The sequence below is a fragment of the Microbacterium sp. NPDC058062 genome (assembly GCF_042885375.1).
Classification (GTDB): Bacteria; Actinomycetota; Actinomycetes; order Actinomycetales; family Microbacteriaceae; genus Microbacterium; species Microbacterium trichothecenolyticum_C.
Window position 1 is genome coordinate 657,983 of sequence record NZ_JBHVSC010000003.1, and the last position, 22,435, is coordinate 680,417.

Here is a 22,435-nt window from a genome sequence, read left to right on the forward strand (position 1 = left end):
GCGGGTGCTGTCCGAAGCCCTCACGCGCGCCGAATCCCTCATCCGCACGATCCCCGACTACCCGGAGCCGGGGGTGCAGTTCCGCGACATCACGCCTCTGCTGGCGGATGCCTCGGCCCTTCGCACCGTCATCCACGCGATGATCGCCCCGTTCGAGGGGTCGTTCGACGTCGTCGCCGGGGTCGAGGCGCGCGGGTTCCTGCTCGCCGGCGCCGTCGCGATGGAGGCCGGCGTGGGCCTGGTGCCGATCCGCAAGGCGGGCAAGCTGCCTCTGCCCGCAGCATCCGTCTCCTACGCGCTCGAGTACGGCACCGCCACGATCGAGGCGCACGACGACATCGCCGGGGGCGTGCGGGTGCTGCTCGTCGACGACGTCCTCGCGACCGGCGGCACGCTCGTCGCGGCGCACGAGCTCGTCGAGACGCTCGGCGGCGTTGTGGTGGGCACCGCGGTGCTCATGGAGCTGACGGCGCTCGGTGGCCGTGAGGTCGTCGGCGACGTGCACACGGTCTTCACCGCCTGACGTCACGCCCGCGATCGGCATCGCCGGTCACCTGTCGGAGCCGGGCTCCGGGAGCGTGTCCTGCGGACCCGTGCGCGGCCCGAAGTGCGGGATCGGTGCGGGGCGTTCGGCGCGCGGCTGCCGCGGCGGCTCGGGCGGAGCCGGGAGCGTGGCGTCGCCTTCGAACGGCATGAGCGGATCCCTGCGGCTCGCGTGCTGGGGGAACCGCCGCCCGGTCACGGTGTTCGCGACGACCTTCATGACGAAGAACTTCGCGGTCGGGCTCCACGACGCGAGCTGACGGACCCCGCTGTCGCGGATCTCGTCGTCACGGGTGACGCGCTGCGCCTTGCCGCGGATCACGACGCTCCAGTAGTGGTCGTCGTCGGTCGCGCCGTCGACCTCGAAGGCGACCATCGGGTGCTGCGCGATGTGGAGGAGCTTCGCGTCGCGCGCCGTACGGATGTACAGGGCGCCCTCGTGGGCGACGTAGTTGACCGGGAAGATGTCGGGCGCGCCGTCGGCGTTGTCGACCGCGAGCCGGCCGAGTTCGGCGGTCTGCAGGTACTCCCAGCACGCCGAAGCGGCAAGCCGCTCCACCTTCGGCGGCGGGTCTGCACTCGGGGGATCGCTCGGGGAATCGTTCATCGCGCACCACTGTCCGTCCTCCGGTCTACCTCAGAGCGGGGGAGAACTGAAGAGGGCGCCTGCGCGAGCGCGGCAGATTCCTGCAACTGCTGCGTCGCGCGACGCAGCAGCTGCAGGAAAGTGCAGCAGCAGTGGGCGTCAGCCCCCGAGCACGACGTTGATCGGCGGCTCGCCGGCGGCGAGGCGCTTGATCTGGGTGCGCACGAGCTTCGCGACGCGAGGGCGCATCGCGCTCGATGCGCCGCCGACGTGCGGGGCGATGAGCACACCCGGAAGGGCCCACAGCGGGTGGCCCTCGGGGAGGGGCTCGGGGTCGGTGACGTCGAGGGCGGCGCGGATGCGTCCGCGACGCACGTGGTCGACGAGCGCGTCCGTGTCGACGAGGGTGCCGCGGCCGACGTTGACGATGAGCGCACCGTCGGGAAGGGCCGACAGGAACGCGTCGTCGACGAGCCCCCGGGTCGCTTCACCGCCGGGCAGGGTGAGGATCACGATCTCGGCCTGGGGGAGCAGCTCCGGCAGCTCGTCGATGCCGTGCACCGCGACGCCGTCCTCGTCGCGGGCGCGCGACGCGATGGGGATGAGCTCGACCTCGAAGGGCTCGAGCCGCGCGGCGACGGCCTTGCCGACGCCGCCGTAGCCGAGCAGCAGCACGCGGCGGTCGGCGAGGCTCTGCGCGAAGACCGGGGCCCAGCGGCCGGCCGCGGTGTCGACGGCGAACGCGTCGATGTGGCGCTGCGCCGCGATCGCGAGACCCACCGCGAGTTCGGCGGTCGAGGTCTCGTGCACCGACGCCGCGTTCGCGAAGACGAGGCCCTCGGGCAGGATGGCGGCGACACCGTCGTAGCCGATCGACTGGCCCTGCACGAGGCCGACCTCGACGCCCTCGAGACGCTCGAGCACGCGCGCCATCGACATGTACGGCGGCACGACGATGTCGAACCGGTCACGCAGGGCGGCAGCATCCATCGGCCACACCACCAGCTCGACGCCGTCGGGCAGGGCGCCCAGGTCTGCGGCGAGCTGCTCGGTGGGGACGCTGACGACGAGATTCCGGGTGTCTGTGCTCACCCGCTCCACGCTACCGGCGCGGTGCGGGGCCGGTGTCACCGGGCGGCGCTACGCTCGCGTCGAGCGGCGACCGCGACCCGTTGCGGCGCCTGGGCGGAGGAGGCGGACATGGTTCCCGAGATCAACTACTGGGCGGTGCTGATCGCGACGGCGTCGAGCATGGTCGTCGGCTCGATCTGGTACACCCCGAAGGTGTTCGGCACGCGATGGGCGAAGCTCGCGAACGTCGACATGAACCGGCCCGGCGCGAGCGCGGTGGTGCCGATCGTGGTCACGGTCATCGTCAGCTTCGTGACCGCGTGGGTGCTCGCCGGCGCCTCGTCGATCGCATGGCACTTCTACGGCGGCAGCTACCTCTGGGCGGCGCTGCTCACCGGCGTCATCCTCTGGGCGGGCTTCACCGCGGCGCGCTTCATCACCCACGACGCCTTCGAGGGGCGGCCGTCGTCGCTGACCGTGCTCAACATCTCCCACGAGCTCGTGACGATCATCGTGATGGCGCTCATCATCGGCGTGTGGCCGCCGGCCGGCACGGTCTAGGACGAGTGGATGCTGCGGCTCAGGCCGCGGCGCCCACCACGGCGGCGATGGCCGAGGTGAAGAACGACAGGCCGTCGACGCCCGACCGCATCGCGGCGGCCGTGTCCGGACCGAAGCCCGGCTCGACGGCGTGCTCGGGGTGCGGCATGAGGCCGACCACGTTGCCGCGCTCGTTGGTGATGCCGGCGATGTCGCGCAGCGACCCGTTCGGGTTCACGCCGAGGTAGCGGAAGGCGACGAGGCCCTCGCCCTCGAGGCGGTCGAGTTCGGACTCCGAGGCGATGTAGCCGCCGTCGGCGTTCTTGAGCGGGATCACGATCTCCTGGCCGGAGGTGAAATCGCTGGTCCACGCGGTGTCGTTGTTCTCGACGCGCAGCTTCTGGTCGCGACGGACGAACTGCTGGTGCGCGTTGCGGATCAGGCCGCCCGGCAGCAGGTGCGCCTCGACGAGCATCTGGAAGCCGTTGCAGATGCCGAGGATCGGCATGCCCTTGGCCGCGGCATCCTTCACCTCCGCCATGATCGGCGCGAGCGCCGCGATGGCTCCGGCGCGCAGGTAGTCGCCGTAGCTGAAGCCGCCGGGCAGGACCAGCGCGTCGACGCCGTCGAGGTCGTGCGAGCCGTGCCACAGGGCGACGGCCTCGCCGCCCGCGATCTCGATCGCGCGCTGCGCGTCGCGGTCGTCGAGCGAGCCGGGGAAGGTGATGACGCCGATGCGTGCGGTCATTCGACGACCTCGATGCCGACGACATCCTCGATCACGGAGTTGGAGAGGATCTCGTCGGCGATGCGCTGGGCCTCGGCGAGCACCTCGTCGGTGACCTCGCCGTCGACGGTGAGCTCGAACCGCTTGCCGATGCGCACCGCGCTGAAGTCGGAGACGCCGAGACGGGCGAAGGCGCCCGAGACGGCCTTCCCCTGCGGGTCCAGAAGCTCGGCCTTGGGCATGACGTCGACGACGATGGTGGGCATGTGACAGCTCCGGATGTCGCGGGCAGGGGTCCCCTCCAGTCTACGGGCCGTGCGCGCGGCGTTTCTCCGGCCGTCCAGGAGCCCTGCCCGAAGCGCCGTGGGACCCCGTGACACAACCGTGATTAATCCATGGGAGCGCTCCCTTGACTTCGTGGGAGCGATCCCATAACGTTGCGTCTCGATCGATGGGAACGCTCCCACGACCACCACGGCACGGTTCCCTCCGCGCCGATCCTGCAACACACACGACCCTGACAACACAAAGGAGTGACAGTGAACGCACGCGCCTTCCGCAGAAGCGCCGTGGCAATCGCCGCATTCTCGGCTTCGGCCATCGTCCTCGCCGGCTGCGCCGGTGGCAGCGGAGACGAGGCCGGTGGCGAAGACGGCGAGATCACGCTGACCCTGGCCACGTTCAACGACTTCGGGTACGACGACGAACTCCTCCAGGAGTACATGGACGAGAACCCGAACATCAAGATCGTCCACAACAAGGCGGCCATCACCGACGACGCCCGCACGAACTTCTTCGCGAAGCTCGGCAAGGAGGGCCTCGCCGACATCGAGGCGGTCGAGGTCGACTGGTTCGCCGAGGCCATGCAGTACTCCGACCTTCTCGCCGAGGTGCCCGACAGCGCCAAGGGCCGCTGGGTCGAGTGGAAGGAAGAGGCCGCGACCGACGCCGACGGCCGTCTCGTCGGCTTCGGCACGGACATCGGCCCGCAGGCCGTCTGCTACCGCGCCGACCTGTTCTCGGCCGCGGGCCTGCCCTCGACGCCCGACGAGGTCGCCTCGGCGATCGACGGCGACTGGGACACGTTCTTCGACCTGGCCGACCAGTACAAGGCCGCGACCGGCAAGCCGATGCTCGACTCCGCGAACTCCGCGTTCCAGGGCATCGTCAACCAGATCGAGTTCCCGTACGACGAGCCCGACGGCACCGTCGTCGCGACCGACAACCCCGACCTCGAGGCTGCGTACAACCTCGTCGTCGAGCGCGGCATCCCGAACTCGGCCTACTCGGGCCAGTGGTCGGACGACTGGAACGCGTCGATGGCCAACGGTGAGTTCGCCGCGATGCTGTGCCCGCCGTGGATGCTCGGCATCATCTCGGGCAACGCGCCCGAGGTCACCGGCTGGGAGATCGCAAACGCGTTCCCGAATGGCGGCGGCAACTGGGGCGGCTCGTACCTGACCGTTCCGGCCAACGGCAAGAACGTCGACGAGGCTCTCAAGCTCGCCGACTGGCTGACCGCTCCGGAGCAGCAGGAGAAGACGTTCGTCAACGTCGGCGCCTACCCGAGCGCGCTCGACGCGCAGAGCGCTTCGTCGATCACCGACTCGAAGAACGAGTACTTCGCCGACGCGCCGACCGGCACGATCTTCGCGGACCGTTCCGCGGCGATCACGGTCACCCCGTACAAGAGCGCGGACTACTTCAAGTACAACACCGCTCTCCAGGACGCCATCACCCGCGTCTTCGACGGCACCCAGGACGCCCAGGCGTCGTGGGACGCGTACGTCGCCGAGGTCGAGGCCTTCTGATAGGCCGACACTGACGATCCGGTCCGCTCCCGCGGACCAGGTCTGACAGCAGAAGCGGAGTGCGTGCGGGTCCCCCCGGCCCGCGCGCACTCCGCCTCCACGCCCACCCCTCGACACCCGAATCGGAGCCACCGGTGACCACGACCGCCACCCGTACGACGGCATCCGGGCCGGCCGATCGGCCCGATCCGGAGCGCCAGCCGCGCGTCCTCTCCTTCTCCCACCGCCTCAGCCGCTGGGACCTGAAGCTCTCCCCTTACCTCTACATCTCGCCGTTCTTCATCCTGTTCGCGATCGTGGGCCTCTTCCCGATCGTCTACACGGCGGTGATCTCGTTCCAGGAGTGGGACCTCGTCCGCAACTCCGGCACCTTCGTCGGACTGGACCAGTACGTCTGGATCCTGTCCCAGGCCGACTTCTGGATCGCCCTGCGGAACACCTTCAGCATCTTCCTGCTCTCGTCGGTGCCGCAGCTCATCCTGGCGCTGTTCATCGCGGCGATGCTCGACAAGAACATCCGGTCCAAGACTTTCTGGCGGATGAGCGTCCTGCTCCCGTACGTCATGGCCCCCGTCGCCGTCGCGCTGATCTTCAGCAACCTGTTCGGCGACAACCACGGACTCGTGAACAACGTGCTCACGAACCTCGGCCTCAACCCGATCGCGTGGCACAAGGACCCGTTCTGGAGCCACATCGCCATCGCCACGATGGTCAACTTCCGCTGGACCGGCTACAACGCCCTCATCCTCCTCGCCGCCATGCAGGCCGTGCCGCGCGAGTACTACGAGGCGGCGACCGTCGACGGCGCCAACGCCTTCCGCCAGTTCTGGAGCATCACGCTTCCGTCGCTCAAGCCCACCCTGATCTTCGTCATCATCACGTCGACGATCGGCGGTCTGCAGATCTTCGACGAGCCGCGCATGTTCGACCAGACCGGCCGCGGCGGTGCCGCCGGCCAGTGGCTCACGATCACGCTGTACCTGTACAACATCGGCTGGGGCGAGTTCAACTTCGGCCGCGCCGCCGCCCTGGCGTGGATCCTCTTCATCATCATCCTGGCGATCGGCCTCATCAACCTCGCCATCACCCGTGCCCTCGTACGCGACGAGGGCGGACGCGGGGTCATCCAGCGCCGCCGCCGCGGCCGGAAGGGAGCCCAGCAGTGAGCGCCATCAGCACCCCGCCCCTCGCGGTCGTCGAGGAGAACCTGCCCAACGCCCGCCGGAGCCGGCGGACCACGAAGATCCGCGGCGTGCGCGCCGGGGTCTGGGTCTACGTCGGTCTCGGAGTCGTCGTCGTCTCGGCGCTCTTCCCCTACTACTGGTCGTTCCTGATCGGCTCGGGCGACGCCTCGACCATCAACAACCCGAACATGTCGTGGCTGCCCGGCGGCAACTTCATCGACAACGCCCTGAAGGTCATCAACGACCCTGCCGTGAACTTCTGGCAGGCGCTGTGGAACTCGATCTTCAGCTCGACCGTGATCGCGGCATCCGTCGTCCTGTTCTCGACCCTCGCCGGCTGGGCGTTCGCGAAGCTCCGCTTCCCGGGCGGCAAGTGGCTGCTGGCCTTCGTGGTCGCGACCATGGCGGTGCCGATGCAGCTCGGCGTCGTGCCCCTCTACCTGCTCTTCTCCGACCTGGGCTGGACCGGGCAGATCGGCGCCATCATCATCCCCGCGCTCACCAGCGCGTTCGGGGTGTTCTGGATGACGCAGTACCTGTCGCAGACCGTGCCGGACGAGCTGATCGAGGCGGCGCGCGTGGACGGGGCCAACATGCTCCGCACGTTCTGGACGGTCGGCGTGCCCGCCGCGCGCCCCGCCGCCGCGATGCTGTTCCTCTTCACCTTCGTCGGCGCGTGGAACCAGTTCTTCTGGCCCTTCATCGTGCTCGACCGGCAGAGCCCCACGCTCCCGGTGGCGCTCTCGCTCCTGCAGTCGAACTACTTCGTCGACTACTCGGTCGTGCTCGCCGGCGTGCTCCTCGCCACCATTCCGCTCCTCATCGTCTTCGCCTTCACGGGCCGGCAGCTGGTGAGCGGCATCATGGCCGGCGCGGTCAAGGGCTAGACCCTTTCCCCTCCCCACAGCCTTCGGCATCCTGACACCGACGTTCCCCGAGAGGATCATTGACCTCATGACGACCGCGATCCCTCGCGCCTTCCCCCAGGACTTCCTGTTCGGCGCCGCGACCGCCGCCTTCCAGATCGAGGGCGCCGCCCACGAAGACGGCCGCCGCGACTCGATCTGGGATGCGTTCTGCCGCGTGCCGGGCGCCGTCATCAACGCCGACAACGGCGACGTGGCGTGCGACCACTACCACCGCTACGGCGATGACGTGGCGCTCATGAAAGAGCTGGGCCTGCAGACGTACCGCTTCTCGACGTCGTGGTCGCGCGTGCGGCCCGACGGCGGGGCGGTCAACCTCAAGGGCCTCCACTTCTACAAGCGACTGGTCGACGAGCTGCTCGGGGCCGACATCCTCCCGTGGCTGACGCTCTATCACTGGGACCTGCCGCAGGCGCTGCAGGAGAAGGGCGGCTGGGCGAACCGCGACACCGCGGACCTCTTCACCGAGTACGCGCTGACGATGCACGACGCCCTGGGCGACCGGGTCAACGTGTGGACCACGCTCAACGAGCCGTGGTGCTCGTCGTTCCTCAGCTACACCGCGGGCATCCACGCGCCGGGCCACTACAGCGTCGAGGAGGGCGTCCTCGCCGCGCACCACCTGCTGCTCGGCCACGGCCAGGCCGTGCGCGAGCTGCGCTCTCGCGACGAGTCGCTGAAGCTCGGCATCACGCTGAACCTCACGGTCGCCGAGCCGGTCGACGAGAACGACCCCGCCGACGTCGACGCGGCGCGCCGCATCGACGGCCAGTTCAACCGCTGGTTCCTCGACCCGATCTTCCGCGCGCAGTACCCCGCCGACATCGTGGAGGACATCCGGAAGGTGGATGCTGCCGCCATCGCCGCGTGGGAGACCGCCGTGCGCCCGGGTGACCTCGAGACCATCGCGACGCCCATCGACACGCTCGGTGTGAACTACTACCACGGCGAGTACGTGGGCGGCCACGAGCCGGTGAACCCGCCGATCGGCGGCGACGCGCCGACCGACCGCCCAGCCCGGTCGCCGTACCCCTCGCACGAGGGCATCTACTGGCACGAGCGCGGCCTGCCCCGGACTCCGATGCAGTGGGAGGTGCAGCCCGAGGGGCTCACCACGCTCCTCGAGCGGGTGTGGGACGAGTATGCGCAGCAGGCGGGCACCGTGCTCTACGTCACCGAGAACGGCGCGGCCTACGACGACGAGCTCGTCGTCGAGGGTGAGACGAAGGCCGTGCACGACGCCGACCGCGTCGAGTTCCTCCGTGGGCACCTGGGTGCGATCCTCGACGCGGCCGAGGCCGGCGTCGACGTGCGCGGGTACTTCTACTGGTCGCTCCTCGACAACTTCGAGTGGGCGTGGGGCTACGAGAAGCGGTTCGGGATCGTGCGGGTGGACTACGACACCCAGGAGCGCACACCCAAGGACAGCGCGCTCGAGTACAGCCGCATCATCGGCGCTCGGGCGATCGACCTGGAGTCCGCGCGCGCGGCGACCGTCGCGTCGTAGCACTGCGCCGCGCGGCGTCGTGGCGCAGTAGCATCCGGGAAGGAGGGGACAGGAATGAGCACCGACGCCATGCGGCACACCCAGCGGGGAGCCGGCAGCGCACACGCCGTGACGATCGAAGAGGTCGCCGCCGCGGCGGGGGTCTCCCGCTCGACGGTCTCCCGCGTCGTGAACGGCTCGACCGCCGTGAGTCCCGAAGCCCTGGAGTCGGTGACGCGCGCGATCAGTGCGCTCAACTACGTCCCCAACCGCGCTGCGCGGTCACTGGCGAGCCAGAAGACGCACGCGATCGCGCTGATCGTCCCCGAGGACACCACCCGGTTCTTCGGCGACCCGTTCTTCGCGGCGATCGTGTCGGGCATCAACTCGCGGCTCAGCCGCTCGGACTACGTGCTCAACCTCTTCATCGCGAGCGACGACCCCGGCGACAAGACGACGAGCTACGTGCGCTCCGGCGCGGTGGACGGTGCGATCGTGGTCTCGCACCACACCAGCGACACCTTCATCGATCGCATCGCGAGCGTCGTCCCCGTCGTCTACGGCGGCCGCCCGGTGCGCGAGCGCGACCGTGATTACTACGTCGACGTCGACAACGTCCGCGGGGCGTACGACGCCACGGTCTACCTGATCGAGAGCGGCCGCCGCCGCATCGCGACGATCACCGGCCCGCGCGACATGCCCGCCGGCGTCGACCGGCTGCAGGGGTATCGCGACGCGCTCGCCGCGTGGGACCTCGACGAGATCGCGGTCGAGGACGGCAACTTCACCGCGGATGGCGGTGCCGACGCGATGCGCCGCGTGCTCGCGACCGGCGCCCAGCCGGACGCGGTGTTCGTCGCCAGCGACCTCATGGCGCGCGGCGTGCTGACGGTGCTCACGGCCGCAGGACTCCGCGTGCCCGAGGACGTCGCGATCATCGGCTTCGACGACTCCCCTGTGGCCACCTCCGTCATCCCGCAGCTGACGACGATGCGCCAGCCGTCGTTCGCACAGGGCGAGCGCATGGCCACGGTGCTGGTCGACCTCCTCGCGGGGCGGCATCCACGTCACGTCACGATCCTCGAGACCGAGCTCGTCATCCGCGAATCCGTCTGACGTCGAGGGCCACGGGATTTCCCGAGACCGCGGGTTCGCGGCGAAACCCCGGGGCGACGTCGTCGGTCTCGGGGCGACGGCCGGGTTTCGACGCGCGAGCGCCGGTCAGCCGCGGCCGGGGACCGTCGCGTGCAGCAGGTTGCGCCACGGGTCGTCGAACGCCACCGTGCGGCCGTCGTCTCGCACCTCGAGGCCGTGGTGGCGCAGGCGCTCGGCGAGCTCGCCGAGCGAATCGGCGTCGGGGAGGGCCAGGTCGACGCGGCCGAGGCCGAGCGCCGGCATCCGCGGGCCTGCGCCGCGCGAGTTCCAGACGTTCATCGCCATGTGGTGGTGGTAGCCGCCGGCGCTCACGAACAGCGCCTGGTTGCCGAGCTCCGCGGTCTGGTCGAAGCCGAGCGCGTCGACGTAGAAGGCACGCGCGCTCGCGACGTCGCCGACCGACAGGTGCACATGACCGACGGATGCTGCGTCCTGCCCGGTCCCGCCGCTCGCAGCCCGCTCCGTCAGGTGCTCGCGGAGGAAGCCGTTGGGGTCGAGGTACAGCGTCGCCATCTCGACGCTGCCGTGGGTCCACGACCACTCGGTCCGGGCCCGATCCCAGTACAGCTCGACGCCGTTGCCCTCGGGATCGGTGAGGTAGAACGCCTGGCTCACGAGGTGGTCCGCCGAGCCGGTGAAGGTCTGCGGCGCGCGCTGCGCGACGCTGTAGAGCGCGGCCGCGAGGGCCTCCTGCGTCTCGAAGAGGATCGCCGTGTGGAAGAGCCCGGCGGCCCCGGGGCTCGCGTGGCGCAGGGCGGGCTCGTGCTTCAGGATGACGACCGGCCGGCCCGCGCGCCCGAGCACGACCTCGTCGCCCTCGGCCGACAGCATCTGGAGGGTGATGACGTCGCGGTAGAACGCGGTCATGCCGTCGAGGTCGCCGACGAGGAGCGTGACGGCGCCCATCGAGGTGGCGGCGTCGAGGCGGTCGGGGTGCACGATCTCATTCACATGTAGCTACAACCATTTGCCCGCAGCATCCATTCCCCCGCATCCGTACTCGGACGAAGGGGGACGGATGCTGCGGCCCGGGCGCCTACTTGACCTGCGAGTCCTGCGGGTCGCCGCCGAGCTGGCCGACGGCGGGGAGCGGGCCGCCGTCGTCGGCGCCGGTCTTGCGCCAGCGGGCGATCGCGTTGCCGAGGTGGTAGATCAGCAGTGCTGCCGCCGCGCCGATGACGATCGCGCCGAGCTGGAAGTCTCCCCACACCATGGTGAAGCCGGCGATCGCGATGACGAGCGAGACGGCGGCGGTGTACTGGTTCACCGGGCGCGAGAAGTCCACGCGGTTGTCGACCCAGATCTTGATGCCGATGATGCCGATGAGGCCGTACAGGGCGGTCGTCACGCCGCCGAGCACGCCGGCGGGGATCGAGTTGAACACCGCGCCGACCACCGGCGACAGCGACAGCAGGATCGCGAAGACGCCCGCCACCCAGTACGCGGCCGTCGAGTACACGCGGGTCGCCGCCATGACGCCGATGTTCTCGCCGTACGTCGTCGTTCCCGAACCGCCGAAGGTGCCCGCGAGCACGGTGGCCGCGCCGTCCGCGATGAGCGCGCGGCCGGTGTACTGGTTGACGGACGACTCCGTCATGGTCGCGACGCCGCGCACGTGTCCGACGTTCTCGGCGATGAGCACGAGCACGACCGGGAGGAACATCGCGATGACGCTCCACGTGCCGGGGTTGCCGAACGTCGGGAACTGGAAGGTCGGCAGGCCGACCCACTGTCCGTTCGCGACGAGCTCGTTGACCTGCGTGAAGTCGACCTCGCCACGCAGCAGCGCCACGATGTAGCCGACGATCACGCCGAGGAAGATCGAGATGCGTCCGAGGAATCCGCGGAACAGCACGCTGCCGAGGATCACGGCGGCGAGGGTGATGGTCGCGGTGATCGGCGCCTGCTGGAAGTTCTGCCACGCGACCGGCGCGAGGTTGAAGCCGATGAGGGCGACGATGGCGCCGGCGACGACCGGCGGCATGAGCTTCTCGATCCAGCCGAGGCCCGCGAACTGGACGATGAAGCCGACGACGGCCAGGAGCACGCCGACGGCGACGATGCCCGCGAGGGCCGAGCCCATGCCCTGCGACGCGGTCGCGGCGGTGACCGGGGCGATGAACGCGAACGACGAGCCGAGGTAGCTGGGGAGGCGGTTCTTCGTGATGAGGAGGAACAGCAGCGTTCCGATGCCCGAGAAGAGGAGCGTGGTCGAGACGGGGAAGCCCGTCAGCACCGGCACCAGGAACGTCGCGCCGAACATCGCGATGACGTGCTGCGCGCCGATGGCGACCGTCGCGGGCCAGTTGAGCCGCTCGTCGGGCTTCACCACCTTCCCGGGTTCGACGGTTCGGCCGTTGCCGTGAATGGTCCACAAAGGCATGCGCGCTCCTTGCGCTCGGGTGATGGTGCGAGGATCACCCTAGCGAGCGGGTGCGCGTGAGTTGCCTCGGCCACGCGGCATCCGGGAGGCTGAACGGACTCCGGCTCGCACCCGGACCTTCGATGCCGAACCGACGGAGAGACGTGACCGACCCAGCGACCCTGCCGACACCGCCCGCGCTCGAGTTCCGAGGACTCCACAAGCGCTTCGGCGAGAAGGTGGCCGTGGCCGACATCAGCCTCCGCGTGCCGGCGGGATCGTTCTACGGGCTGGTCGGCCCGAACGGCGCCGGTAAGACCACGACCCTGTCGATGGCGACCGGGCTCCTCATGCCGGACGCGGGTCAGGCGCTCGTGCACGGCGTCGACGTGTGGCGCGAGCCCGTGAAGGCGAAGGCGATGGTCGGCAACCTCGCGGACGGCGTCAAGCTGTTCGACCGCCTCACCGGCGAGCAGCTCGTCACCTACAACGGCCTGCTGTTCGGTCTCCCGCACGATGAGATCGCCCAGCGTACGGCCGACCTCCTCTCCCTCATGGACATGACGGATGCCGCGGGCACGATGGTCGTCGACTACTCGGCGGGCATGACCAAGAAGATCGCGCTGGCGTGCGCCCTGGTCCACGCCCCGCGGCTGCTCGTGCTCGACGAGCCCTTCGAGTCGGTCGATCCGGTGTCGGCGGCGAACATCGAGGACATCCTCGCCGGGTACGTGGCCGGCGGCGGCACCGTCATCGTCTCGAGCCACTCGATGGACCTCGTCCAGCGCATGTGCGACCACGTCGCGATCGTCGCGGCGGGCCGCCTGCTCGTCGCGGGCACCGTCGACGACGTGCGGGCGGGGGAGTCGCTGCAGGACCGCTTCGTCGAGCTCGTCGGAGGCCGCCGCCACACGGAAGGGCCGGAATGGTTGCGACGCTCCTGAGGCTGCGGTTCCGGGTCCTCGGCAACCAGCTCGCGCGCAGCCCGTGGCAGCTCGTGGGGTTCATCCTCGGTGCCCTCTACGGTGCGCTGCTCCTCGTGGGCATCGTCGCCGGCCTCGTGGTGCTGGGATTCACCGACGTGCGCCTCGCCGGCATCGTCATCGTGGGTGCAGGGTCACTGGTGACGCTGGGCTGGGCCCTCATCCCTCTCGTGGCGTTCGGCGTCGACACGACGCTCGACCCGGACCGGCTCGTCGTGTTCCCGATGACGACCTCGCGGATGATGGTCGCGCTCACCCTCGCCGCGGTCTGCGGCATCCCGGGCATCATCACGTCGGCAGCCGCCCTCGCGACGATCGCGACGTGGGCGCACTGGCCCGCGGCGCTCGTCGCCTGGCTGGTGAGCACGCCGCTGGCGGTGCTCACGGCGGTGGTCGCCTCACGCGCTGTCGCGACGGTCGCCTCCGGCTTCGGGGGAGGTCGGCGCTTCCGCGAGGTCGCCGGCATCCTCATCTTCATCCCGCTCATCCTGGCGGGGCCGATCATCGCCGGGCTCGCCAACGGCGTCACCGTGAACGCGGACACCATCGCCGAGCTCGTGCCGCTGCTCGGCTGGACGCCGCTCGGCGCCGCATGGGCCGTGCCGGCCGACGCGGCCGCGGGCGATCTGGCCGCGGCCGCGGCGAAGCTGCTCATCGCACTCGCCACCCTCGCGGCACTGTGGCTGCTGTGGCGCGCCTCGCTCGCCCGCTCCCTCGTGCGGCCCCGGCTCTCGTCGGCCGCCGCCGTGCGGGCCGGGTCGATCGGGTGGTTCGGCCGGGTGCCGACCGGTGCTGCGGGCGCGGTCTTCGCGCGGGCGCTGACGTACTGGACGCGCGACCCGCGGTATCTCCGCCAGCTCATCGCCGTGCCGCTCGTGCCGGTGCTGCTGTGGTTCTACGCCCGCGGCGGCGACCCGTTCGTGGCGCTGGCGTTCTCGGCGCCGATCATCGCGTTCATCATCGGCATCGTGGTGTACGCCGACATCTCGTACGACGGCACGGCGTTCGGCAACGAGGTCGCGACGGGAGCGCGCGGTCGCGCGGACCGGCTCGGGCGCATCCTCGCCGCCGCCGCGGTGGCCGTGCCGCTCGTGGTGCTCGCGGCGATCCTGCCGTTCGCGTTCGCGGGCGAGTGGACGCAGTTCCCCGGCATCCTCGGCATGGCGCTCGGGATCCTCTTCACCTGCTACGGCGTCTGCGCCGTCACGTCGGCCCAGCTCGTGGTGCCGGTTCCGGGCTCGGGCGACAATCCGTTCAAGCGCGTTCCCGGCACGACGTTCCTGCAGGGCATGGCGTTCTTCGGCATCTGGCTGGTCGCGCTCGCGCTCTCGGCGCCCGCGATCATCGTGGGCCTCATCGGGTACTTCACGCAGAACCCGACCCTGAGCTGGATCGCGTTCGCCATCGGGAGCGTGGGCGGCACCGCGGTGCTCGTCGGCGGCATCCTCATCGGCGGCACGATGCTCGACCGCACCGGACCGGTGCTGCTCGCGCGCTTGAAGGCGATGAAGAACGCGTGATCGCGGATGCCGCGCCGCGGCGTCAGGCGGCGGTGAGGCGCTCGAGCAGTTCGCGGTAGCGGGCGGTGGTGCGGTCGATGATGTCGGCCGGGAGCGCGGGCGGCTCGCTCTCGCGCGGCGCGGGCCAGTTCGCGGCGAGCCAATCGCGCACGATCTGCTTGTCGAAGCTCGCCATGCGCTCGTCAGGGGTAGTGCCGGACGCCCAGGCCGCAGCATCCCAGTAGCGTGACGAGTCGCTCGTGAGCACCTCGTCGGCGATCGTCAGCACGCCGTTGCCGTCGAGGCCGAACTCGAACTTCGTGTCGGCGAGGATCACGCCATGCGCCTCGGCCGTCGCGGCCGCGCGCGCGTAGATCTCGAGCGAGAGGTCGCGCAGCTCGGCGGCGCGCTCGGCGCCGACGAGCTCGACGGTGCGCTCGTACGAGATGTTCTCGTCGTGCTCGCCCAGCGGCGCCTTGTAGGCGGGGGTGTAGATCGGTTCAGGCAGCCGGTCGCCGTTCGACAGCCCCTCGGGGAGCGCGATGCCGCACACCGTGCCGCTCTCGCGGTACTCCGCCCAGCCCGAGCCGGTGAGGTAGCCGCGCACGACGCACTCGATCGGCAGCATGTCGAGGCTCTTCACGACCATCGCGCGCCCGGTGACGGCGTCCGGGATCAGGCTCTTCAGGTCGTCGGCCGTATTGGCCTCGCCGTCGGCCCCGAGCGTGAGCTGGTGCGAGGCGGCGAGATGGTTCGGGATGCTGCGACCCCCGTCCGCACCCGCGAGCCGGTCGAACCACCACAGGCTCAGGGTGGTGAGCAGCTCGCCCTTGCCGGGGATGCCCGGCGAGAGCACGTGGTCGAACGCGCTGACGCGGTCGCTCGCGACGACCAGCATGCGCTCGGGCGTCGCCCCCTCGGGCGTGCCCGCCGGAACGTAGAGGTCGCGGACCTTGCCGGAGTAGGCGTGGCGCCAGCCGGGGAGCTCGGTCGTGGGGGTGGGGATAGCCGTCACCCGTCCATTATCCCGGGTGAATCCGGCGGGTTTCGGGGCGAGACCGCATCGGGGGAGGGCGGGCTCACGGCGTGATCTCGTCGACGTGCGCGAACGCCTCGGCGACCAGCGCGGGCCAGCGGTCGGCGGCATCCGTCCCCGCGGTCGCCCACTCGCGCATCGGCCGGCCGCGCATGACGGCGGGCGCGGCCTCGCCCGCCTCGGCCAGCTCGCCGACGCGGCGCTCGGGCAGCTTCACCATCAGCGCGCCCTCGAAGGTCACGAAGGCGAACACCTTGCCGCGCACGTTGAGCCCCTCGGACCCGAACATCGCGCCGAGCGAGACGTCGGGCCGGGCGGTCCACTCAGCGACGATCGGGTCGAAGATCGCGTACGACTCGGGGAACTTCTCCCGGCGCGCGGCGCCCTTGTCTGCCATGACCCTCACCGTACGACGCCCCAACGACAGCGCGCGAGGGTGCATCTCGCGACGAAGAAGCGTATAGTCCACGTGGACTAATCGAACTGGAGTAGATCGTGAACGACCCCGTCGCCCGCCTGACCCCGCTCGGGGTGGCCGTGCTCGCGCTGCTGAGCGAGGGCGACATGCACCCGTACGAGATGATCCGCCTCATGCACTTCCGCCGTGACGACCGGCTCGTCACGATCACGAACGGCACGGTCTACCACACGGTGGGCCGGCTCGAGCGGGCCGGACTGATCGCCGAGGTCGGCGTCGACCGCGACGGCAACCGCCCCGAGCGCACCACTTATACGCAGACGGATGCCGGCGCCGCCGCGGTGCTCGAATGGGTGCGTCGCGAGCTGCCGCGCGTGGACCGCCCGGCGGAGTTCCGCGTCGCGCTCGCCGAGGTGCACGGACTGGATCGCGACGAGGCGATCGAGCTGCTCGACGTTCGCCGCGACGCGCTCGCCGCGTCGCTCGGCTCCCTCGAGGACGGCCAGCGTCACGCCCTGGAGAAGGGCGTGCCCCCGCAGTACCTCATCGAGATCGACCGCGAGCTGGCGCTCCTGCGCGCGGAGCTCGAGTGGATGGACGCGGTGCTCCCGCGCATCGCCGATCCCGACTTCGCCTGGGGTCCCGCCCCGACCCCCTCGGAACGCTATCTCGCCCAGAGAAAGGCAGCACGACAGTGACCACCCCCGAATCGCCGGAGTCCCGCCGCACGGCGGGCGCGGCATCCACCACCGATCGGGTCGCCGGCCCGATCACCGGTGCCTACGCCGTCGGGCACAAGCCCCGCAGCCCCTGGCCCGCCCTCTGGGCGCTGGTCATCGGCTTCTTCATGATCCTCGTCGACACGACGATCGTCTCGGTCGCGAACCCCGCCATCAAGGCGGCGCTCGACCCGGACACCAACAACCTCGACAACGTCGTGTGGGTCACCTCGGCCTACCTGCTGGCGTACGCGGTGCCGCTCCTCATCACCGGCCGTCTCGGCGACCGCTTCGGGCCGAAGTACATGTACCTCGGCGGCCTGGCGATCTTCACGCTCGCCTCGCTCGGCTGCGGCCTCTCGCCGACCCTCGGCGCACTCATCGCCTTCCGCGCGGTGCAGGGCCTCGGCGCGGCACTCATGACACCGCAGACCATGGCGATCATCACGCGCACCTTCCCGCCCAATCAGCGCGGTGCGGCGATGGGGCTGTGGGGCGCGACGTCGGGCGTCGCGATGCTCGTCGGCCCGCTCGCGGGCGGCCTGCTCGTCGACGGCTTCGGCTGGGAGTGGATCTTCTTCGTCAACATCCCGGTGGGCATCGTCGGCTTCGTGCTCGCGTGGATCCTCGTGCCCAAGCTCGAGACGCATCCGCACAAGTTCGACCTGGTCGGCGTCTTCCTGAGCGCGGTCGGCCTGTTCCTCATCGTCTTCGGCCTGCAGGAGGGCGAGACGTACGACTGGGGCGTGATCTGGGGCCCGATCACCGTGTGGGGTCTCATCATCGCGGGCGTTTTCGTGATGGGCCTGTTCATCTGGCAGCAGGCGAAGACCAAGAGCGAACCGCTCGTGCCGCTCGAACTGTTCCGCGATCGCAACTTCTCGGTCGCGAACATCGGCATCGCGACCGTCGGCTTCACCGTCACGAGCATGTCGCTGCCGCTGATGTTCTTCCTGCAGCTCGCCCGCGGCCTCACGCCCACCGGGTCGGCGCTGCTGCTCATCCCGATGGCCGTCGCGGCCGGCGTGCTGTCGCCGCTCGCCGGCCGGTGGCTCGATCGCACCGACCCGCGCGTGCTTCTCGTGCCGGGGCTGCTCCTGGTCGCCGGGTCGCTGGTGCTCTACTCGGTGCTGATGAACCTCGACACCCCGATCTGGGTGTTCCTCATCCCGTCGTTCATCATGGGCGTCGGCAACGCCGGCATGTGGGGCCCGCTCGCGACCACCGCGACGCGCAACCTCACCCCGCGGCAGGCCGGTGCCGGCGCGGGCATCTACAACACGACGCGCACCATCGGCTCGGTGCTGGGCTCGGCCGCGATCGCCGTGTTTATGCAGAGCCGCATCGAGGCGAACATCCCCGGCTCCGCCGACGCTCCCGGCGGCAGCTTCAGCTCTGGCGCGCTGCCCGATTTCGTAGCCGAGCCGTTCGCGACCGCCATGGCGCAGTCGGTGCTGCTCTCGGCGGCGGCCATGCTGATCGGCGTCGTCGCGGTGCTGTTCCTGCGCCGCCCGAAGGCGAGCGCCACCGAGGAGTGGCGCGCCGCGCACGCGACCGACGTCGTCGAATGACCTCGGCACGACAGAGCCCCTCGCCTCGCGAGGGGCTCTGTCGTGTCTCAGTCGGGGTCGGACGGGTCGATCGGAGCGTGGTGGTCGAAGCCGGCCGTGCCGCGCTTCCAGTAGCCCGAGAGGGCGACCTGCTCAGGTGAGAGGGCGAGTGTACGGCGCAGGTGGCGGCGGAGCGGGATGAGGACGGATGCCTCGCCCGCCGCGAAAACGAAGGTAGAGGCATCCACCCCCACGGTGTCGAGCGCGGCCACGACGGCGTCGGGGTCGCCGGCGCTGTCGAGGTGGTGCACGGCGACGTCGCCCCGACCCGAGGTCTCGGTCATGTAGTCCGCGACCCAGGCGCCGTCGTCGGCGGTGACGGCGATGAGCTCGACGGCGGTGCTCGCGGGCACCTCGGCCGCCCAGCGGGTGGCGGAGGGGAGCGCCGTCTCGTCGACGATGAGCACGAGGCGCGCAACGCCCTGCGGTGCCGCCTTCGAGCCGCGCGGACCCACGATGACGAGCTCGTCGCCCATGCGCGCCTCGCTCGCCCACCGGGATGCGGGACCGGGGGACGGGTGCAGGTAGAAGTCCAGGTCGAGGGCGACCTCACCGCCCACGGTCGTCGCGCGGAGCGGCGTGAAATCGCGGGCGCGGGTGGGGGCATCCGGTCGCACGATGCCGTCCTCGCCCGGGCCGACGGCGGTCGGCGCGACCAGGTCGCCGGTCTCGGGGTCGGGGAAGAACACCCGCACGTGGTCGGCCGGGCCGCCGCTGGTGAAGTCGGCGAAGTCGGGGCCGGCGACGCGCACGCGCAGCAGCACCGGCGCGACCTGCTCGACCGAGACGACTCGTGCGCGACGGGCCGTGAAGCGGTTGCGGCCGCCCGCGCGGAAGAAAGGCGACGCGGGGTCCGCGCCCGGCCGCGTGGGACGGGCGCCCCGCTCGGGCGCCGTGGTCGAGGCATCCGTCATGTCTTCACTCCTCACGTCGACGGGCGGAGTCCGCCCACTTCAGCAAACCATCCGACGCGGCGCGCAGGCCCGGGAAAGCGTGCACGATCCGTCAACCTAAACGTGCGTCCGCGACCCTGGATAGGCCTCAGCCCCCGGGATACGTTCGCTTGCACTGGAGCCGACTGGCCCAGCCGGTGACCGCGTCATCGCCGACACGGCAGACCGGCACGCAGCACACGAACGTGAGGAAGACCGTTGTTCATCGTCGATTCGCAGATCCACCTCTGGAAGGAAGAGACGCCGGACCGTCCCTGGGTCCCGGGCGCTCGCGAGCGCATCCGTCTCAACGGCCACCGCGAGGAGGCCTTCCTCGCCGAAGAGGCCGTCTCGCTCATGGACGAGGCCGGCGTCAACCGCGCCCTCATCCTGCCGCCGTCATGGGAGGGCGATCGCATCGACTACGCCCTCGAGGCCGCCGAGCAGTACGACGGCCGCTTCGGCATCATGGCGCGCATCCCGCAGAACGACCCCGAAGAGGGCGAGCGGCTGCTGCACGAGTTCAAGGACAACCCCTACATCCTCGGCACGCGCCTGACCTTCCACCGTCCGCAGGACCGCAACTGGATGATCGACGGGACCAACGACTGGTACTGGCCGATCGCCGAGAAGCTCGGCATCCCGACCATGGTCCACGCGCCCATCTGGAAGCGCGAGCTCGGCCAGATCGCCGAGAAGCACCCCGACCTGAAGATCATCATCGACCACATGGGCATCATGGCCCGCTGCGTCGACGACGCGATCGGCTACTGGGTGCAGGAGACCGCCGACCTGCACGTTTACCCGAACATCTCGGTCAAGGTCTCGGCACTGCCCGGCTACTCGACGCAGCCGTTCCCGAACTACAACATCGAGAAGTACGTGCGCGAAGTGGTCGACAAGATGGGCCCGGAGCGTGCCCACTTCGGCACCGACATCACGCGCCTGCTCGGCCACGGTCTGACCTGGACCGACACGATCGAGCAGTTCACGAAGTACTACACGTTCACCCCCGAGGAGCTCGACTGGATCATGGGCAAGGGCATCTGCAAGGTGCTCGACTGGGACATTCCGGAGACGGCCGGCGTCGCCGCCGGTGCGAAGGCGGAGACTGTCTGACGTGACTGCGAAGAAGTATGACGGCGGCGAGCTGCTCATCGAGGCTTTCGACGATCTGGGCGTCGATGTCATCTTCTCCTCGCCGGGTTCGGAATGGGCCCCCGCCTGGGAGGCGCTCGCCCGCCGCCAGGCAGAGGGCGTTCCGACCCCGCGCTACATGGACCTGATGCACGAGACCGTGGCCGTGGGCATGGCCACCGGCTACGGTCTCGTGACCAGGCGCGTGCAGGCGGTCCTGCTGCACGCCACGCCGGGCCTCCTGCAGGGCTCCATGGCCGTGCACGGCGCGCTGCTCGCCGGCGTCGGGATGGTCGTCACCTCTTCGGAGTCGACCACCTACGGCGACGGCCACGGTCAGGATCCGGGCGGCCAGTGGTATCGGAACCTCTCCATCGTCGGCGGCACCCATCCGGTCGCCGAGCCCTGGACGAAGTGGTCGCAGCAGGCGGCATCCGTCTCGACCCTCTACGAACTGGTCAAGCGCTCCGGCGAGCTCGCCGGGCGTCAGCCCACCGGCCCGGTGTACCTGAACCTCCCGCTCGAGGTGCTCCTCGAGCCGGCCGAGGAGCCGGTGCGCAAGAAGGTCGTCGAGCGTGGGCGTCGCATCTCGGCGCCGACGGACGTGGATGCCGTCGCCGAGCTCCTCGCGACGGCGAAGCGCCCCGTGATCATCACCGAGACGGCCGGGCGTGAACCCGGGGGCTTCGAGGCGCTGCGCGCGCTCGCCGAGGACCTCGGCATCGGCGTCATCGAGCCGACGTCGGCGGTGTGCGCGAACCTTCCGAAGTCTTCGCCGGTGCACCTGGGAGGCGAACTCGAGCCGCACATCGACGAGGCCGACCTGATCCTCCTCGTCAACTGCCGGGCGCCGTACTACCCGCCCAGCCGCAAGCCCCTGAAGGCCACCACCGTCGTCATCGACGAGGTGCCGCAGCGCCCGCACATCGTGTACCAGGTGCTCAACGCCGACCACTATCTCGAGGGCGCGCTTCCCGAGACCCTCGGGCAGCTGCGGGAGGCGACACGTCGGCGCGGCGGCGACTTCGCGGGCCGTGCCGAGTCGTTCCGCGAGGCCCATGAGGCTTGGGCGGCGCAGACCGCCGCGATCGAGGCGAAGGCGGCTGCGGCGGGCGGAATCGACCCCGTCGCGCTCGCCGTGAAGCTGCGCGCGGTGGTCGCTGACGAGCAGGCCACGGTCGTCGACGAGACGATCACCCACGGCCGGGTCGTGCAGCGCCACATCGGCTGGGAGCGCCCCGACTCGTTCTTCTACGTCCAGGGCGGGCTCGGCCAGGGCATCGCCGTCGCGCTGGGGGTGAAGCTTGCGGTCGAGGACGGCTTCGTGCTGTTCACCGTCGGCGACGGCGCGTACCTCTACAACCCGATCGTGCAGTCGCTGCTGGCGTCGAAGGACTTCGACCTGCCCGTGCTGATCGTCATCTTCAACAACAAGAAGTACCTGTCGATGAAGATGAACCACCTGCGCTTCTACCCGCAGGGCGCCGCAGTGCAGACGAACAACCACCTGGGCGTCGACCTGTCGGGGCAGCCCGAGCTGAGCGCCTTCGCCGCCCCTTTCGACATGTACGCCGCGGAGGTCGACGACCCGGCCGAACTCGACCGCGTCCTCGCCGAGGCGGTCACCGCGGTGAAGAGCGGAACGACCGCCGTCCTCAACGTCGCGGTCACCCGATGAGCCCGGAGCGGGCCGGCAGTCAGCGGCCGGCC

The 22,435-nt window shown here is 70.2% G+C and carries 22 protein-coding genes; 13 read left to right on the forward strand and 9 right to left on the reverse strand.

What is annotated here, in order from left to right:
* The first annotated feature begins 4 nt into the window (after window positions 1-4).
* The gene (locus ACFVSU_RS12100; protein WP_387142821.1) at window positions 5-523 is read left to right on the forward strand and encodes an adenine phosphoribosyltransferase; all 519 of its coding nucleotides are present in this window, start codon (window positions 5-7) and stop codon (window positions 521-523) included.
* Between the two features lie 27 nt (window positions 524-550).
* Here ACFVSU_RS12100 and ACFVSU_RS12105 read toward each other — a convergent pair whose 3' ends face one another.
* Together ACFVSU_RS12105 and ACFVSU_RS12110 are read right to left on the reverse strand one after the other, a co-directional pair.
* On the reverse strand, window positions 551-1,150 hold the full coding sequence (locus ACFVSU_RS12105) for a pyridoxamine 5'-phosphate oxidase family protein (protein WP_387142824.1): 600 nt from the start codon (window positions 1,148-1,150) through the stop codon (window positions 551-553).
* Between the two features lie 138 nt (window positions 1,151-1,288).
* Window positions 1,289-2,221: a 2-hydroxyacid dehydrogenase gene (locus ACFVSU_RS12110; RefSeq protein WP_387142827.1), complete on the reverse strand. Its 933-nt coding sequence runs from the start codon at window positions 2,219-2,221 to the stop codon at window positions 1,289-1,291.
* 108 nt (window positions 2,222-2,329) lie between these two features.
* Here ACFVSU_RS12110 and ACFVSU_RS12115 point away from each other — a divergent pair, with 108 nt between their 5' ends.
* Window positions 2,330-2,761: a DUF1761 domain-containing protein gene (locus ACFVSU_RS12115; protein ID WP_387142830.1), complete on the forward strand. Its 432-nt coding sequence runs from the start codon at window positions 2,330-2,332 to the stop codon at window positions 2,759-2,761.
* A 19-nt stretch (window positions 2,762-2,780) separates the two neighbouring features.
* Here ACFVSU_RS12115 and purQ read toward each other — a convergent pair whose 3' ends face one another.
* Both purQ and purS read right to left on the reverse strand, forming a co-directional pair.
* Complete coding sequence (gene purQ, locus ACFVSU_RS12120) at window positions 2,781-3,488, reverse strand: phosphoribosylformylglycinamidine synthase subunit PurQ (RefSeq protein WP_387142833.1); 708 nt, start codon at window positions 3,486-3,488, stop codon at window positions 2,781-2,783.
* Window positions 3,485-3,733 carry a phosphoribosylformylglycinamidine synthase subunit PurS gene (purS, locus tag ACFVSU_RS12125; RefSeq protein WP_310287085.1) on the reverse strand — a complete coding sequence of 83 codons (249 nt, stop codon included), beginning with the start codon at window positions 3,731-3,733 and terminating at the stop codon, window positions 3,485-3,487. The genes purQ and purS overlap by 4 nt, the downstream gene beginning before the upstream one ends.
* Before the next feature lie 273 nt (window positions 3,734-4,006).
* Between purS and ACFVSU_RS12130 the strand changes: the two genes are divergently transcribed.
* The 5 genes from ACFVSU_RS12130 (at window position 4,007) to ACFVSU_RS12150 (ending at window position 9,990) form a co-directional block, all read left to right on the forward strand.
* Window positions 4,007-5,278 carry an extracellular solute-binding protein gene (locus ACFVSU_RS12130; RefSeq protein WP_375870138.1) on the forward strand — a complete coding sequence of 424 codons (1,272 nt, stop codon included), beginning with the start codon at window positions 4,007-4,009 and terminating at the stop codon, window positions 5,276-5,278.
* 134 nt (window positions 5,279-5,412) lie between these two features.
* The gene (locus ACFVSU_RS12135) at window positions 5,413-6,444 is read left to right on the forward strand and encodes a sugar ABC transporter permease (RefSeq protein WP_310287091.1); all 1,032 of its coding nucleotides are present in this window, start codon (window positions 5,413-5,415) and stop codon (window positions 6,442-6,444) included.
* The gene (locus tag ACFVSU_RS12140; protein WP_056365228.1) at window positions 6,441-7,349 is read left to right on the forward strand and encodes a carbohydrate ABC transporter permease; all 909 of its coding nucleotides are present in this window, start codon (window positions 6,441-6,443) and stop codon (window positions 7,347-7,349) included. Before ACFVSU_RS12135 ends, ACFVSU_RS12140 begins: the two co-directional genes overlap by 4 nt.
* Before the next feature lie 67 nt (window positions 7,350-7,416).
* Window positions 7,417-8,895, forward strand: coding sequence for a glycoside hydrolase family 1 protein (locus ACFVSU_RS12145; RefSeq protein WP_387142838.1), 1,479 nt, complete (start codon window positions 7,417-7,419; stop codon window positions 8,893-8,895).
* Between the two features lie 54 nt (window positions 8,896-8,949).
* Window positions 8,950-9,990, forward strand: a complete 1,041-nt coding sequence (locus ACFVSU_RS12150) for a LacI family DNA-binding transcriptional regulator (RefSeq protein WP_387142841.1) — start codon at window positions 8,950-8,952, stop codon at window positions 9,988-9,990.
* A 105-nt stretch (window positions 9,991-10,095) separates the two neighbouring features.
* On the opposite strand, the gene ACFVSU_RS12155 is transcribed toward ACFVSU_RS12150, so the two are convergent.
* The gene (locus ACFVSU_RS12155; protein ID WP_387143508.1) at window positions 10,096-10,935 is read right to left on the reverse strand and encodes a VOC family protein; all 840 of its coding nucleotides are present in this window, start codon (window positions 10,933-10,935) and stop codon (window positions 10,096-10,098) included.
* 130 nt (window positions 10,936-11,065) lie between these two features.
* On the reverse strand, window positions 11,066-12,412 hold the full coding sequence (locus tag ACFVSU_RS12160; protein WP_387142844.1) for a uracil-xanthine permease family protein: 1,347 nt from the start codon (window positions 12,410-12,412) through the stop codon (window positions 11,066-11,068).
* Between the two features lie 122 nt (window positions 12,413-12,534).
* On the opposite strand from ACFVSU_RS12160, the gene ACFVSU_RS12165 reads away from it, so the two are divergent.
* Together ACFVSU_RS12165 and ACFVSU_RS12170 are read left to right on the forward strand one after the other, a co-directional pair.
* Window positions 12,535-13,335 carry an ABC transporter ATP-binding protein gene (locus tag ACFVSU_RS12165; protein WP_387142847.1) on the forward strand — a complete coding sequence of 267 codons (801 nt, stop codon included), beginning with the start codon at window positions 12,535-12,537 and terminating at the stop codon, window positions 13,333-13,335.
* Window positions 13,317-14,894: a hypothetical protein gene (locus ACFVSU_RS12170; RefSeq protein WP_387142849.1), complete on the forward strand. Its 1,578-nt coding sequence runs from the start codon at window positions 13,317-13,319 to the stop codon at window positions 14,892-14,894. Before ACFVSU_RS12165 ends, ACFVSU_RS12170 begins: the two co-directional genes overlap by 19 nt.
* Before the next feature lie 22 nt (window positions 14,895-14,916).
* On the opposite strand, the gene ACFVSU_RS12175 is transcribed toward ACFVSU_RS12170, so the two are convergent.
* Together ACFVSU_RS12175 and ACFVSU_RS12180 are read right to left on the reverse strand one after the other, a co-directional pair.
* Window positions 14,917-15,879 (reverse strand): phosphoribosylaminoimidazolesuccinocarboxamide synthase, encoded by a 963-nt coding sequence (locus tag ACFVSU_RS12175; protein WP_387143511.1) that lies wholly within the window; start codon window positions 15,877-15,879, stop codon window positions 14,917-14,919.
* 73 nt (window positions 15,880-15,952) lie between these two features.
* Window positions 15,953-16,306, reverse strand: coding sequence for a hypothetical protein (locus ACFVSU_RS12180; RefSeq protein ID WP_375870132.1), 354 nt, complete (start codon window positions 16,304-16,306; stop codon window positions 15,953-15,955).
* A 98-nt stretch (window positions 16,307-16,404) separates the two neighbouring features.
* Here ACFVSU_RS12180 and ACFVSU_RS12185 point away from each other — a divergent pair, with 98 nt between their 5' ends.
* Both ACFVSU_RS12185 and ACFVSU_RS12190 read left to right on the forward strand, forming a co-directional pair.
* Entirely contained in the window at window positions 16,405-17,025 is a 621-nt protein-coding gene (locus ACFVSU_RS12185; RefSeq protein ID WP_387142852.1) for a PadR family transcriptional regulator, read from the forward strand.
* Window positions 17,026-17,096: 71 nt separating this feature from the next.
* Window positions 17,097-18,617: a DHA2 family efflux MFS transporter permease subunit gene (locus tag ACFVSU_RS12190; RefSeq protein WP_387143514.1), complete on the forward strand. Its 1,521-nt coding sequence runs from the start codon at window positions 17,097-17,099 to the stop codon at window positions 18,615-18,617.
* A gap of 47 nt (window positions 18,618-18,664) precedes the next feature.
* Here ACFVSU_RS12190 and ACFVSU_RS12195 read toward each other — a convergent pair whose 3' ends face one another.
* Window positions 18,665-19,570, reverse strand: a complete 906-nt coding sequence (locus tag ACFVSU_RS12195) for a siderophore-interacting protein (RefSeq protein WP_387142855.1) — start codon at window positions 19,568-19,570, stop codon at window positions 18,665-18,667.
* Between the two features lie 237 nt (window positions 19,571-19,807).
* On the opposite strand from ACFVSU_RS12195, the gene ACFVSU_RS12200 reads away from it, so the two are divergent.
* Both ACFVSU_RS12200 and ACFVSU_RS12205 read left to right on the forward strand, forming a co-directional pair.
* On the forward strand, window positions 19,808-20,707 hold the full coding sequence (locus ACFVSU_RS12200) for an amidohydrolase family protein (RefSeq protein ID WP_387142857.1): 900 nt from the start codon (window positions 19,808-19,810) through the stop codon (window positions 20,705-20,707).
* Between the two features lies 1 nt (window position 20,708).
* The gene (locus tag ACFVSU_RS12205; protein ID WP_387142860.1) at window positions 20,709-22,403 is read left to right on the forward strand and encodes a thiamine pyrophosphate-binding protein; all 1,695 of its coding nucleotides are present in this window, start codon (window positions 20,709-20,711) and stop codon (window positions 22,401-22,403) included.
* Window positions 22,404-22,435: the final 32 nt, after the last annotated feature.